The organism is Pseudomonas sp. GD03858 (assembly GCF_029840925.1).
Classification (GTDB): domain Bacteria; phylum Pseudomonadota; class Gammaproteobacteria; order Pseudomonadales; family Pseudomonadaceae; genus Aquipseudomonas.
The window spans coordinates 1-13,111 of record NZ_JAOCDM010000059.1 but is presented as its reverse complement, the minus strand read 5'-3'; the positions used below and the strand labels follow the sequence as shown (position 1 = coordinate 13,111).

At 65.9% G+C, this 13,111-nt stretch carries 10 protein-coding genes; 5 read left to right on the top strand and 5 right to left on the bottom strand.

What is annotated here, in order from left to right:
- Positions 1-10: 10 nt before the first annotated feature.
- Together N5D48_RS15950 and N5D48_RS15945 are read right to left on the bottom strand one after the other, a co-directional pair.
- Positions 11-1,402, bottom strand: a complete 1,392-nt coding sequence (locus tag N5D48_RS15950) for a cytochrome ubiquinol oxidase subunit I (RefSeq protein ID WP_279885931.1) — start codon at positions 1,400-1,402, stop codon at positions 11-13.
- Between the two features lie 91 nt (positions 1,403-1,493).
- Complete coding sequence (locus N5D48_RS15945; RefSeq protein WP_279885928.1) at positions 1,494-3,818, bottom strand: FdhF/YdeP family oxidoreductase; 2,325 nt, start codon at positions 3,816-3,818, stop codon at positions 1,494-1,496.
- A 284-nt stretch (positions 3,819-4,102) separates the two neighbouring features.
- Between N5D48_RS15945 and N5D48_RS15940 the strand changes: the two genes are divergently transcribed.
- Positions 4,103-5,002 carry a bestrophin family protein gene (locus N5D48_RS15940; RefSeq protein WP_279885927.1) on the top strand — a complete coding sequence of 300 codons (900 nt, stop codon included), beginning with the start codon at positions 4,103-4,105 and terminating at the stop codon, positions 5,000-5,002.
- Positions 5,003-5,094: 92 nt separating this feature from the next.
- Positions 5,095-6,471: an OprD family porin gene (locus N5D48_RS15935; protein ID WP_279885925.1), complete on the top strand. Its 1,377-nt coding sequence runs from the start codon at positions 5,095-5,097 to the stop codon at positions 6,469-6,471.
- Positions 6,472-6,519: 48 nt separating this feature from the next.
- Here N5D48_RS15935 and glp read toward each other — a convergent pair whose 3' ends face one another.
- Both glp and moaB read right to left on the bottom strand, forming a co-directional pair.
- Positions 6,520-7,725 (bottom strand): gephyrin-like molybdotransferase Glp, encoded by a 1,206-nt coding sequence (glp, locus tag N5D48_RS15930; RefSeq protein WP_279885923.1) that lies wholly within the window; start codon positions 7,723-7,725, stop codon positions 6,520-6,522.
- Positions 7,722-8,261 carry a molybdenum cofactor biosynthesis protein B gene (gene moaB / locus N5D48_RS15925; RefSeq protein WP_279885922.1) on the bottom strand — a complete coding sequence of 180 codons (540 nt, stop codon included), beginning with the start codon at positions 8,259-8,261 and terminating at the stop codon, positions 7,722-7,724. Before moaB ends, glp begins: the two co-directional genes overlap by 4 nt.
- Before the next feature lie 241 nt (positions 8,262-8,502).
- On the opposite strand from moaB, the gene N5D48_RS15920 reads away from it, so the two are divergent.
- From N5D48_RS15920 to N5D48_RS15910, 3 genes are read left to right on the top strand one after another with little or no spacing between them, the layout of a single operon-like run.
- The gene (locus N5D48_RS15920; RefSeq protein ID WP_279885920.1) at positions 8,503-9,423 is read left to right on the top strand and encodes a LysR family transcriptional regulator; all 921 of its coding nucleotides are present in this window, start codon (positions 8,503-8,505) and stop codon (positions 9,421-9,423) included.
- Positions 9,420-9,908, top strand: a complete 489-nt coding sequence (gene moaC / locus N5D48_RS15915; RefSeq protein WP_279885918.1) for a cyclic pyranopterin monophosphate synthase MoaC — start codon at positions 9,420-9,422, stop codon at positions 9,906-9,908. Before N5D48_RS15920 ends, moaC begins: the two co-directional genes overlap by 4 nt.
- Positions 9,905-10,156 carry a MoaD/ThiS family protein gene (locus N5D48_RS15910; RefSeq protein ID WP_279885916.1) on the top strand — a complete coding sequence of 84 codons (252 nt, stop codon included), beginning with the start codon at positions 9,905-9,907 and terminating at the stop codon, positions 10,154-10,156. Before moaC ends, N5D48_RS15910 begins: the two co-directional genes overlap by 4 nt.
- On the opposite strand, the gene N5D48_RS15905 is transcribed toward N5D48_RS15910, so the two are convergent.
- Positions 10,153-12,831, bottom strand: a complete 2,679-nt coding sequence (locus N5D48_RS15905; protein ID WP_279885914.1) for an AAA family ATPase — start codon at positions 12,829-12,831, stop codon at positions 10,153-10,155. The two genes, N5D48_RS15910 and N5D48_RS15905, sit on opposite strands and share 4 nt — an antisense overlap.
- Between the last annotated feature and the right edge of the window lie 280 nt (positions 12,832-13,111).

Genomic DNA, 13,111 nt, shown 5'->3' with positions numbered 1-13,111 from the left:
CAGCTCCTTCTCAATCGGCGACGGACAGCGGGCGACGCGCGGTGGCCAGCGATTCCGGTTGGTGGGGGCTCGGCAGCTCCTCGTGCGCGACCGGGCCCTTGCGCACCAGGCGCATCATGTAGCCGATCCCCACGGTGAACACCGAGAAGTAGATGAGCACGAACAGCACCAGGGTCAGGCTCATCTGCGCGGCACTGTGGTTGGACGCCGCGTCGGTGGTGCGCAACATGCCGTAGACCACCCAGGGCTGGCGGCCCACTTCGGTGGTGAACCAGCCGGCCAGCAGCGCGATCAAGCCCGAAGGCCCCATCAGCAAGGCAAACCAGAGGAACGCGCGATTGCGATACAGCGCGCCGTTGCGGCGCAGCACCAGGGCCAGCAAGGCGCAGGCCAGCATCAGCATGCCCAGCCCGGCCATGACCCGGAAACTCCAGAAGATGATCGTCGAGTTCGGACGGTCTTCCTTGGCGAAACTCTTGAGCGCCGGGATCTGCTTGTCCAGGCTGTGGGTCAGGATCAGGCTGCCCAGGTATGGCACTTCAAGGCTGTAGCGGGTGGTCTCGCCGGCCATGTCCGGCAGGCCGAACAGCACCAGTGGCGACGGTTCGCCGGGAATGTTTTCCCAGTGCCCTTCGATGGCGGCGATCTTCGCCGGCTGGTGTTCGAGCGTGTTCAGGCCGTGGGCGTCGCCGACCACCACCTGTACCGGTGTCGCGACCAGGATCATCCACATGCCCATCGACAGCATCTTGCGAATCTGCGGGGTGTTCTGGCCACGCAGCAGGTGCCAGGCCGCGGACGCGGACACGAAGAACGCCGTGGAGAGGAACGCGGCCAGCGCCATGTGCGCCAGACGGTACGGGAACGATGGGTTGAAGACGATCTTGAACCAGTCCAGCGGCACCACGCGGCCATCGACAATCTCGATGCCTTGCGGGGTCTGCATCCAGCTGTTGGAGGAGAGGATCCAGAACATCGAGATCAGCGTGCCGATCGCTACCATGATCGTGGCGAAGAAGTGCAGCCGGCGCCCTACCCGGCCCCAGCCGAACAGCATGACGCCGAGGAAGCCTGCCTCGAGGAAGAACGCCGTCAGCACCTCGTAGGTGAGCAGCGGCCCGGTCACGCTGCCGGCGAAGTCGGAGAAGCGCGCCCAGTTGGTACCGAACTCGTAGGCCATCACCAGGCCGGAGACCACGCCCATGCCGAAGTTGACGGCGAAGATCTTCGACCAGAACTTGTACAGGTCCTTGTAGACCGGGTTGTCGGTTTTAAGCCAGCAGCCTTCGAGCACGGCCAAAAAGCTGGCCAGGCCGATGGTGATGGCCGGGAAAATGATGTGGAACGAGACCGTGAAGGCGAATTGAAGCCTCGCCAGGTCCAGAGCACCCAGAGTCGACATGACAATATCCTTGTTGACCGGACCCGCGGGCGGTCGCCGCCAGGGCGCCGCACGCCCGAGGGCCTGCAGTCGATGAATGAAGCAGTGGGGATCAGCCGGCGACGGCGTGGATCAGCGCATCTGGTTGCGACTTCTCGAACTTGATCGCAACGAACTTGGAGGTCGGTGTGTAGGTCCGGTCGCCATAGCTTTCCAGTGGTACCAGTGGGTTGGTTTCCGGGTAGTAGGCGGCAGCCTGGCCTTGCGGAATGTCGTAGGCCACCAGGGTGAAACCGTTGACCCGGCGCTCGCGGCCGTCCTCCCACAACGACACCATGTCCACCTTCTCGCCGGGCTCGAAGCCCAGGCGCCGGATGTCCGCCTCGTTGGCGAAGACCACGTCGCGCAGGCCGAACACGCCGCGATAGCGATCGTCCAGGCCGTACAGCGTGGTGTTGTACTGATCGTGGGAACGCAGGGTCTGCAGGATCAGGTCTGGCTTGTCGCCACGGGCCAGCACCGCCTCGTTGACCAGTTGCGCCGGCAATTCGGTGGCGGTGAACTGAGCCTTGCCGCTGGCGGTGTTCCACTCGCGCTCGGCGGCGGCGTTGCCCAGGTGGAAGCCACCGGGGTGCTGCAGACGCGCGTTGAAGTCGGTGAAGCCGGGAATGGTGTCGGCGATCAGGTCGCGGATGCGCGCATAGTCGCCCACCACCCATTCCCAGTCGATTGGCCGTTCGCCCAGCGTGGCCTTGGCCATGCCGGCAACGATCGCCGGCTCCGAGCGCAGCAGCGGCGAACGCGGCTTCAGCTGGCCGTGGGAGATGTGCACCATGCTGAAGGTGTCTTCCACGGTGACGCCCTGCGGCCCTTCGGCCTGGATGTCGATCTCGGTGCGGCCCAGGCACGGCAGGATCAACGCATCGCGACCGGTGACCAGGTGCGAACGATTGAGCTTGGTGGAGATGTGCACGGTGAGGTCGCAGTTGCGCAGCGCCGCGTGGGTCCGTGGCGTGTCCGGGGTGGCCTGGGCGAAGTTGCCGCCCAGGGCGATGAACACCTTGGTGCGCTGCTCCTCCATGGCCTGGATCGCCAGCACCGCGTTGTGCCCGTGGCCACGCGGCACCTCGATGCCGAAGCGGCGTTCGAGGTTGTCCAGCAGCCAGGCCGGCGGCTTCTCGTCGATGCCCATGGTGCGGTCGCCCTGCACGTTGCTGTGGCCGCGTACCGGCGACAGGCCGGCGCCCGGGCGGCCGACGTTGCCGCGCAGCAGCTGCAGGTTGACGATCTCCTGCACGGTCGGCACCGAATGGCGATGCTGGGTCACGCCCATGGCCCAGCACATGATCACGCGCTCGGCCTTGCGGTACATGCGCGCGGCCAGCTCGATCTCGGCCAGGCTCAGGCCGGACTGTTCGACGATGTGCTCCCACGAGGTGGCGTCGACCTGGGCCAGGTAGTCATCCATGCCGCTGGTGTGGGCCTTGATGAAGGCATGGTCGAACACCGGTGGCATGCCGTTGGCCTGGGCCTCGCGCTCCCACTGCAGGAGGAACTTGGCCATGCCGCGCAGCGCCGCCATGTCGCCGCCCAGGGCCGGGCGGAAGTAGGCGGTATTGGTCGGCTCGGAGCCGTTGCTGAGCATCTCGAACGGGTGCTGCGGGTGCTGGAAGCGCTCCAGGCCGCGCTCCTTGAGCGGGTTGAAGCACACCACCTGGGCGCCCCGCTCCACCGCCTCGCGCAGCGGCTCGAGCATGCGCGGGTGGTTGGTGCCGGGGTTCTGGCCGATGACGAAGATGGCATCGGCCTCCTCCAGGTCATGGAACACCACGGTGCCCTTGCCCACGCCGAGGGTATCGCCCATGCCCAGGCCGCTGGCCTCGTGGCACATGTTCGAGCAGTCGGGGAAGTTGTTGGTGCCGAAACTGCGCACGAACAGCTGGTACAAATAGGCGGCCTCGTTGCTGGCCCGGCCCGAGGTATAGAAGTCGGCCTGGTCCGGCGATTCGAGGCCGTTCAGGTGCCGGGCGATCAGGGCGAAGGCTTCGTCCCAGCTGATCTCGACATAGTGGTCGGTAGATGCGTCATAGCGCATCGGGTGGGTCAGGCGCCCCTGGTATTCGAGCCAGTAGTCGCTTTGCTCGAGCAAGGCGCTGACGCTGTAGCGGGCGAAGAAATCGGGGTCCACCGAGCGGCCGGTGGCTTCCCAGTTGACCGCCTTGGCGCCGTTCTCGCAGAACTTGACCATGCCGTTCTCGGGTGACTCGCCCCAGGCACAGCCAGGGCAGTCGAAACCGCTGTTCTGGTTGGTCTTGAGCATGGCGCGGATGTTCTTGACCGCGTTCTCGCTGCCCAGCCAGGCTTTGGTCACGCTCTTGAGCGCGCCCCAGCCGGCAGCCGGGCCGTTGTAACTTTTAATATGTTCTTCTTCGTTCATCAGGGTCACCCTTGATCGCGACAGGCGGAATAACAAGTTCGAAGTTTCACGTCCTGCAAAGAGCAACTTCGACACTGTTGACCGCTGCAGGCTATTTTTGCCGCGCACTATCGTCAAATCAAAAGTAATGACAGGTTGATCGGTCCGCTCTATCACTCGGCCATGATAGAAAGCGCCGATCAACTGGTCATTTATTGCAATTGGACGGGCTCTTTCCCGGCCCCTAGGCTTGTGGCGCTCTGAACTTCCGGCAGGCCGACCGATATGCAAGTCCTGGAATCGCCATGATCGTTCATCCCCAACCCAACCTGCTCAATGTACTGATCACGCTCAAGGGTTCGATTGCCCGCCGCGTCGTTCGCCGAACCCTGATGGTCAGCGTGCTGGCGTCACTGATCGTGCTGGCCGAGACCCTGCACCCGGCGTTCTATTCGCGGGTCAACGCAACGCCGTTCACCCTGCTGGGCCTGTCGCTGTCGATCTTCATGAGCTTTCGCAACAACGCCTGCTACGACCGCTGGTGGGAAGGCCGCAAGGCCTGGGGCCAGGTGGTGATCGAGATTCGCTCGTTCATCCGCGCCAGCAGCGTGATCGCCGACCCGCACCAGCGCCGGCTGCTGCTACAGGGCCTGTGCGGCTATGCCCATGCGCTCAACGCCCGGCTGCGTGGCGAGGACGAGTACAAGGCCGCGGCAGCCTGGGTCAGCGACGCCGCGAGCCTGCCGCAGCACAATCTCAGCGACGGCATCCTGCAGGCGCTGGGCGCCCGTGTCTCGCGCCTGGCGCAGTACCAGCAGATCAGCGAGTGGCGCTACGTGACCCTGGAGCAGCGACTCACCGGGCTTTCCCAGGCCCAGGCCGCCTGCGAGCGCATCAAGACCACGCCGCTGCCCTTCCCCTATACCCTGCTGCTGCACCGCACCATCTTCCTGTTCTGCGTGCTGCTGCCGTTCGCCATGGCCGAGCCGCTGGGCTGGCTGGCACCACTGTTCACCGCCATCGTCAGCTACACCTTCTTCGGCCTGGACGCCATCAGCAACGAGCTGGAAGACCCCTTCGGCCGCGACGAGAACGACCTGCCCCTGGATGCCATCGTGCGCACCGTCGAGCGCGACGTGCTGGCGGCGCTGGGCAGCACCGAGCTGCCACCGGTGCTGCAACCGGTCGATCACATCCTCAACTGACCTCCCCCGAACACCCTGCCCGCCCCGGCCAGAGACACTGGCCGGCGGCCTGCGCCTGCGCGTCACCTGATCACAACAACGGAGCAGCAACCATGCAACGCAGCACACTGTCCGTGGCCATGTCACTGGCCACACTGGCGGGCCTTGCGCCCCTCTGCGCCCATGCCGGCGGCTTCATCGAAGACAGCAAGGCCAGCCTGACCCTGCGCAACTTCTACATCGACACCGACAACCGCAGTGGCAGCGCGGCGCCCAGCAAGCAGAGCGAATGGGGCCAGGGCTTCATGCTCAACTACGCCTCGGGCTACACCCAGGGCACAGTCGGGTTCGGCGTCGATGCCCTGGGCCTGCTGGGGGTACGCCTGGATGGCGGCGGCAAGGCCGGCAAAGCAGGCGCCGAACGCCAGCCCGGCACGATCTTCCCGCTGGAGCACGATGGTTCGGCGGTAGACGAATTCAGCAGCCTCGGCCTGACCGCGAAGATGCGCATCGCCCGCAGCGAGCTGCGCTGCGGCACCTTGCAGCCCAAGCTGCCGGTGGTGGTGTCCAACGATGCCCGCCTGTTGCCGCTGACTTACCAGGGCACCCAGCTGACCTCTCACGACTTCAGCGACCTGACCCTGACCGCCGGCCAGCTCGAACACACGCGCGGGCGCAACTCCACCGACTTGCGCGCCCTGAGCATCGCCGGCGCCAACGGCAGCGGCGCCAAGAGCCGCGACAGCAATCACTTCTATTTCGCCGGGGCCGACTACAAGGCGAGCAAGCAACTGCTGCTGCAGTACTACTACGGCGAGCTGGACGACTTCTATCAGCAGCACTTCCTCGGCCTGGTGCACACCCTGCCGCTGGGCCCCGGCACCCTTAAAACCGACCTGCGGGTGTTTCTCAGTGACAGCGATGGCAAGAACGCCAGCCGCGCCGGTCGCCAGGACAATTACCTGGGCAGTGGCTACTACGGGGGTGGGGTGACCAAGGGTGAAGTGGACAACCAGGTGTACAGCGGCATGTTCACCTACAGCCTCGGCGGCCACAGCCTGGGCGCGGGCTACCAGGTGCTGACCGGCGCCAGCGACTTCCCTTACCTCAACCGAGGTGATGGCGAAGGCACCAGCACCTACCTGATCAGCGACGCGCAACTGCTCAAGTTCAACCGCGCCGGGGAGCGCACCTGGCTGGCACGCTACAGCTATGACTTCGCCGCGGCCGGCGTGCCCGGGCTGAACTTCAGCGTGCTCTACCTCAATGCCGACGCAATCGCCACCGCCCACGCCGATCGCGGCGAGTGGGAGCGCGATATCGCCTTGAGCTACGTCACGCCCTCCGGCCCGTTCAAGGGCCTGGGGCTGGCCTGGAAGAACGCCAGCATCCGCAGCGGCCTGCCGAGCAGCGCCACGCCGGGGTATGCCAGCCAGCGTGACCAGGACGAGAACCGCCTGATCGTCAGTTACACCGTGCCACTGCTGTAGCGCCACGGCGTTCGCCCGCCGCGCCAGGGCGCAGCGGGCGAAACGGCGTCAACGCGCGCCGAACAGACCGGCAAAGGCGATGAAATCCAGCACGTCCCCGGCTTCGAACGTTTCCCCTGCCGGCACCTCCAGCAGCCCGTCGGCCATCACGGCACTGAGCAAGGTCGCCGAACTCTGGTTCTCCAGCAAGCGCGCCCGCCCGCCATCGAGCCTGACCCGCAGGTACTCCTGGCGCTTGCCCGGTTTCGGCCAGGCGAACCCCGCCACCACCGGCATGCGCATCGGCTCGAGCTGCGCGACGCCCATGCGCGCCAGCAGGTAGGGACGCGCCAGCAGCAGGAAGGTGACCAGCGCCGACCCCGGGTTGCCGGGCAGGCCGAGAAACGGCACGCGGTCGATGCTGCCAAACGTGAATGGCTTGCCTGGCTTGATGGCGAGCTTCCACAGCAGCACCTCGCCGGACTCGCGCAGCAGCGCGCCGATGCAGTCGGCATCGCCCACCGACACTCCGGCGCTGCTGATGATCAGATCGCTGTCCGTGGCCTGGGCCAGCGCCGCACGAATGCGCGCGGGGTCGTCCGGCAGGCAGCCCAGGTCGATCACCTGGCACCCCAGACGCGTGAGCAGCGCGCTGAGCACCACTCGGTTGCTGTCGTGGATCTGCCCAGGCGCCAGGCTCGCGCCCTCGCCGGCCAGTTCGTCGCCGCTGGACAGCAAGGCCACGCGTGGCCGACGCAGCACCGGCACCTGGGTGATGCCCTGGGACGCCAGCACGCCGAGGGCGATGGGGTCGAGCACCGTCCCGGCCGCCAGCAAGGCGGCGCCGGCACGGACCTCGTTGCCCTGCGCACGTACGTTGTCGCCCCGGCGCAGCGGCGTCAGCGAGCTGACTCGCCCTTGCTCGTCCAACTCGCAGTTTTCCTGCAACTGCACGCAATCGGCGCCCGCGGGCAGTGGCGCCCCGGTGAACAACCGCGCGCAGGTGCCTGGTCGCAGCGGCTCCGGGGCCTGCCCGGCGAACACGCTCTGCGACACCGGCAACGGGCCTGTCGCCAGGTCGTCGAGGCGCATGGCATAGCCGTCCATGGCGCTGTTGGCCCAGGGCGGCAGGTCGATCCTGGCCTGTAGTCCTGCGCCCAGCACGCGCCCATCGGCCAGGTGCAGGGGCACCTGTTCCACGCCCTCGAACGGCGTCGCCCTGGCCAACGTCAGCAGCTGCGCCAGGGCGTCATCGACCGCCATCAGCCCGCTCATGGGCGTGGTCCGCAGAGCGGCGCGGCCTTCAGGTGCGGCACGAAGTTGCAAGGCCGGTGGCGTGCATCGAGCTGTTCCACCAGGATGCCTTCCCAGGCGGTACGGCACGCTCCGGTCGAGCCTGGCAGGCAGCACACCAGGGTACCGTTGGCCAGGCCAGCCAGCGCACGGGTCTGCACGGTCGAAGTGCCGATATCGAGGATCGACAAGGCGCGGAACAGCTCGCCAAAACCATCGATATGCTTGTCCAGCAGGCAGCTGACCGCCTCCGGCGTGCTGTCACGTCCGGTGAAACCGGTGCCGCCGGTGATCAGCACCACCTGCACGCCCTCATCGGCGATCCAGGTCGCCACCTGGGCGCGGATCTTGTACAGGTCGTCCTTGAGCAGCGCCCGACTCACCAGGCGATGGCCCATGTCCACCGCCCGCGTCGCCAGCAGCTCGCCGGAGGTATCGGTTTCGTAGGTGCGGGTATCGCTCACCGTCAGCACGGCGACATTCAGCGGGACAAATACGGCATCGGCTTTGACACTCATTTTTCGGCACTCTGATATTCAACAAAACTTGCTATGAAACTAGGGCCGGCAATAACGCACGTCCAATCGATAATACGAACCGGCTCATAAGCCTGCTCTATCAAACTTCATCATCAGCACGCTCTATCACTTCTTCGTTATTTCCCATTGGACGCCCTTTGTTCTTCACTTTACTTTTCGCTGCCTTGAAACATGGCATTCGTGCCCTGTTCCCGATAGTCACTTACCGGCAAGGCGCACCATGGATATCAAACAACTCAAGTTCCTGATCGCGCTGGACCAGACCCGACACTTCGGTCAGGCCGCTGCCTTGTGCCATATCACCCAGCCGACCCTGTCCATGCGCCTGCGCAACCTGGAGGAAGAGCTGGGCCTGGTGCTGGTGACCCGTGGCCAGCGCTTCGAGGGCTTCACCGAGGCCGGCGAGCGCATCCTGGCCTGGACCCGCACCTTGCTGGCCGCCTACGACGGCCTGCAGGCCGAGGCGGCCAACTGCCGCGGGCGCCTGGTGGGCAGCCTGCGCATCGGCATGGTGCCGCTGTCGAGCTTCCAGGTGATGGACCTGCTCAAGCCGCTGATCCAGGCCTACCCACAGCTACAGGTGCAACTGAGTTCGCTGAGCTCGGAACAGGTCACCGATGGCCTGAGCCGCAACCAGCTGGACCTGGGTATCTGCTACCTGGACCGGATCAACCGCAGCTACTTCGACGTCATCGAACTCGGTGCCACGCGCATGGGCCTGCTGTACGACACCCGGCATTTCCAGTTCGCCATGCCGAGCCTGAGCTGGGAGGCCCTGGAACGACTGCCGCTGGGCTTGTTGTCCCAGGGCATGCATTACCGCCAGTCGATCGACCTGAGCTTTCGCAGCCGCGGCCTGCACCCACAGTCGATCCTCGAGAGCGACTCGACCTACCAGTTGATCCAGGGCGTCTGCGCCGGCCTGTGCTGCGCGATCATGCCACTGGACCACGGGCTGGAGGAGCTGAGCGAGCACATCCGTATCCTGCCGATCGACGGGGCCAGCATCTTCGCCCCGGTCGGCCTGCTGCTGCGCCGCAGCGAACCGCGCTCGGCCCTGGCCGAACAGTGCTTCGCCGAGGCTCGTGCCTTGCTCGACCCGCAAGCCGCCGTCAACCGCCTGCCTCTGGAGACGCCATGAACGACACCCCACTGACTCATCTGGACAGCCGCGGCCATGCGCACATGGTCGACGTCACCGACAAGGCCGACAGCCGCCGCGAAGCGGTCGCCGAAGCCTGGGTGCGCATGAAGCCGGAAACCCTGGCCCTGATCAATGCCGGCGGCCACCCCAAGGGCGATGTCTTCGCCGTGTCGCGCATTGCCGGGATCATGGCCGCCAAGCGCACCCACGAGCTCATCCCGCTGTGTCATCCACTGTTGCTGACCGCGGTGAGCGTGGAGCTCAAGGCGGTGCCGCCGGACTCGGTACGGATCATCGCAAGCTGCACGCTCAAGGGCGTCACCGGTGTGGAAATGGAAGCCCTGACCGCCGCCAGCGTCGCCGCACTGACCCTGTACGACATGTGCAAGGCCGTCGACCGCAGCCTGCAGATCGACTGGATGCGCCTGCTGCACAAGTCCGGCGGTCGCTCTGGGCTGTACCAGGCCGAGGACGCGCGATGATTCGGGTCAACTATTTCGCCCGCTACCGCGAACTGCTCGGCAGCGACGGCGAGTCGCTGCCGTGGACACCGGCCCTGGCCAGCCTGCGCGACCTGCGCGGACTGTTGCTCGAGCGCGGCGGCCCATGGGCGCAAACCCTGGGCCAGGCCAACCTGATGTGCGCACGCAATCAGGAACTGTGCACACTGGACGAGCCGCTGTCCGACGGCGACGACATCGCCTTCTTCCCTCCCGTGACCGGCGGCTAGGTGGCCGCCGGGGTGAGCGTGACCTTGCCGTTGTCGTGATCGTAGCCCAGGGTCACATGGTCGCCGGACTTGATCTGGTCGCCCAGGATCTCCTTGGCTAGGCGCGTCTCCACCGCCTGGCGAATCTGCCGTTTGAGCTCCCGCGCGCCGAACTCCGGCTGGTAGCCGACCTCGACCAGATGCTCGACCAGCGAGTCGTCCACCGCCAGGTGGATATCCTGCGCCGAGGCGGTGCGCACCACCCGCTCCAGCTGGATCTTGACGATCGCGCGGATATCGTCGCGCGACAGCGCATGGAACACGATGATGTCGTCGATGCGGTTGAGGAACTCGGGGCGGAAGTGCCCTTTGAGCACGCCCATCAGTTCGTCCTTGAGGGTCTTCTCGTCGGTGCGCTCATCCTCCGGGCGCTCCAGGTTGGCCATGATCAACGGCGCGCCCAGGTTGCTGGTGGCGATGATGATGGTGTTGCTGAAGTCCACCACTCGGCCTTTGCCATCGGTCAGGCGGCCGTCGTCGAACACCTGCAACAGGACGTTGTTGACGTCCGGGTGAGCCTTCTCGATCTCGTCCAGCAGGATCACGCTGTAAGGCCGACGCCGCACCCGTTCGGTCAGCTGGCCACCTTCGTCGTAGCCCACGTATCCGGGTGGCGCGCCGATCAGGCGGGCCACCGCATGGCGCTCCATGTACTCGGACATGTCGATGCGGATGATCGCCTGCTCATCGCCGAACACCGCCTCGGCCAGGGCCTTGGCCAGCTCGGTCTTGCCGACCCCGGTCGGGCCGAGGAACAGGAAGGTGGCGATCGGTCGGTGGGCTTGCCCAAGGCCGGCCCGGGACAGGCGCACGGCATCGCTCACCGCCTGCACCGCGTCGCCCTGGCCGATCAGGCGCTCGCGCAGGGTGTCTTCGAGCTTGAGCAGCTTCTGCCGCTCTTCCTGGGTCAGCTCGGCCACCGGCACACCGGTCAGCCGTGACACCACCTCGGCAATCGAGGCCAGGGTGACCTCCAGGGTCTCGGAGCCGGTCTTGCGCTGCCAGGCCTCGGTCTGCTCCTCCAGGTCGGTGTTCTTGGCCTTGATGCGCGCCTCGAAGTCCTTGGCTTCATCGAAGCGCTTGCGCGAAGAGGCATAGTCCTGCTCGCGCTTGAGCTGGGCGATTTCCGCCTCCAGTTCCTGGATCGCGGCCGGGCGCGAGGTGGCGCCGATGCGTACACGTGCGGCGGCCTGGTCGATCAGGTCGATGGCCTTGTCGGGCAAGAAGCGCGTGGTGATGTAGCGGTCCGACAGCTCCGCGGCGGCAACGAACGCCTCGTCGGCGAAGGTCACCTGGTGGTGAGCCTCCAGGCTGTCGCGCAGGCCACGCAGGATCACGATCGTCTGCTCGACCGTCGGCTCGGGCACCAGCACCGGCTGGAAGCGCCGCTCCAGGGCGGCGTCCTTTTCGATGTACTTCTGGTATTCGTTGAGCGTGGTGGCGCCGATCAGGCTCAGCTCGCCCCGCGCCAGCGCCGGCTTGAGCACGTTGGCGATGTCCAGCCCGCCCTCCCCGCCACCCTGCCCGGCACCGACGATGGTGTGCAGCTCGTCGATGAACAGGATCAGCTCGTCGTGCTTGGCGGTGACTTCGTCGATGAGCTGCTTGGCGCGCTCCTCGAACTCGCCGCGGTACTTGGCGCCGGCGACCATCGAATTGAGGTTGACCTCGACCAGGCGTCGACCGCGCAGTACCTCGGGCACCTCGCCCTTGACGATGCGCTGGGCGAGCCCCTCGACGATGGCGGTCTTGCCCACGCCGGGCTCACCGATCAGCACCGGGTTGTTCTTCTTGCGCCGCGCCAGCACCTCGATGGTGCTCTCGATCTCCTGGGCGCGGCCGAGCACCGGGTCGAGCTTGCCTTCGCGGGCCATGGCGGTCAGGTCGCGGCCGAACTTGTCCAGGGTCGGCGTGCCGGTTGGGGTATCCACGCGACCGTCCTCGGCACCCTTGCCGACCACCTTGAGCACTTTCTGGCGCAGGGCCTCGGGCGTGACCCCGTATTTCTTGAGCAGGGTGCCGGCGATGCTGTCCGGCACCGAGGCCAGGCCGATCAACAGGTGCTCGGGGCCGACATAGGAATGGCCCAGGTCGCGCGAGGCCTGGAAGGCGAAATTGAAGGCCTTCTTCAGGCGCGGGGAAATGGTCATCTTGTCGGGCTCGACCTCTTCGCTGCCCTTCTGGGCATGCTGGTCGATATAGCCCTTGATGTCGTCCGCGGACAGCTTCAGTTCCTTGAGCAGGGCCATGCCGACATCGGTGTCGGCCAGCACGTACAGCAGGTGTTCGGAGTCGACCTCGCTGCGGTTCAGTTCATGGGCCTTCTCGGCGGCATGCTGGAGGATCTCCAGGGTCTGCTCGCTGAACGCGTCGCTCGGGTCGACCGAGTCGCGCTGGACTTCCGCGGACAGGCCCGCGCCGTCGGCGAAGTGATCCGGCAAGCCACCCATGCCGCCGAAGAGGCTCGACAGCCCGCCGCCAAGCAGCGAATCGAAGGGGTTGAGCATGTTCTGGTGGCGCAGCAGCTGACGATAGTCATGGTCGCAGATGGACATGGTCTTGCGCTGGCCGTTTTGCGACACCGTCACCCTCGCGGTGGCGGGTCTTGCGTTGCAGATTTCACAGAGCGTAGCCATGGTCGGGAGTCTCCGGATTAGGTGGGGCAAGCCGGTGAACAACGGACAACGATGGACGGTGGCTCCTTGCCTTGACCGACGTGCACCCCAGGCGCTCAGGTCATCGATGCGCAGGAAGGCAATGCCTGCATCAGGCTGCATTGCCGTGGCAACAGTTCACCTTAGTCGCGAAGCCTGGATCCCGTTCTGCCATCGCAGCTTTCAGCCGACGAATGACCGCAGGCGTTTGCGGCCCTTGGCGGTCATGTGAGAGCCGCTGTCTTGCTCGGACTCGAGGTCA

Bases quoted from the DNA above. Each gene is read 5' to 3' on its own strand.
- N5D48_RS15950 (WP_279885931.1), bottom strand. From the start codon at position 1,402: ATGTCGACTCTGGGTGCTCTGGACCTGGCGAGGCTTCAATTCGCCTTC.
- N5D48_RS15945 (WP_279885928.1), bottom strand. From the start codon at position 3,818: ATGAACGAAGAAGAACATATTAAAAGTTACAACGGCCCGGCTGCCGGC.
- N5D48_RS15940 (WP_279885927.1), top strand. From the start codon at position 4,103: ATGATCGTTCATCCCCAACCCAACCTGCTCAATGTACTGATCACGCTC.
- N5D48_RS15935 (WP_279885925.1), top strand. From the start codon at position 5,095: ATGCAACGCAGCACACTGTCCGTGGCCATGTCACTGGCCACACTGGCG.
- glp (WP_279885923.1), bottom strand. From the start codon at position 7,725: ATGAGCGGGCTGATGGCGGTCGATGACGCCCTGGCGCAGCTGCTGACG.
- moaB (WP_279885922.1), bottom strand. From the start codon at position 8,261: ATGAGTGTCAAAGCCGATGCCGTATTTGTCCCGCTGAATGTCGCCGTG.
- N5D48_RS15920 (WP_279885920.1), top strand. From the start codon at position 8,503: ATGGATATCAAACAACTCAAGTTCCTGATCGCGCTGGACCAGACCCGA.
- moaC (WP_279885918.1), top strand. From the start codon at position 9,420: ATGAACGACACCCCACTGACTCATCTGGACAGCCGCGGCCATGCGCAC.
- N5D48_RS15910 (WP_279885916.1), top strand. From the start codon at position 9,905: ATGATTCGGGTCAACTATTTCGCCCGCTACCGCGAACTGCTCGGCAGC.
- N5D48_RS15905 (WP_279885914.1), bottom strand. From the start codon at position 12,831: ATGGCTACGCTCTGTGAAATCTGCAACGCAAGACCCGCCACCGCGAGG.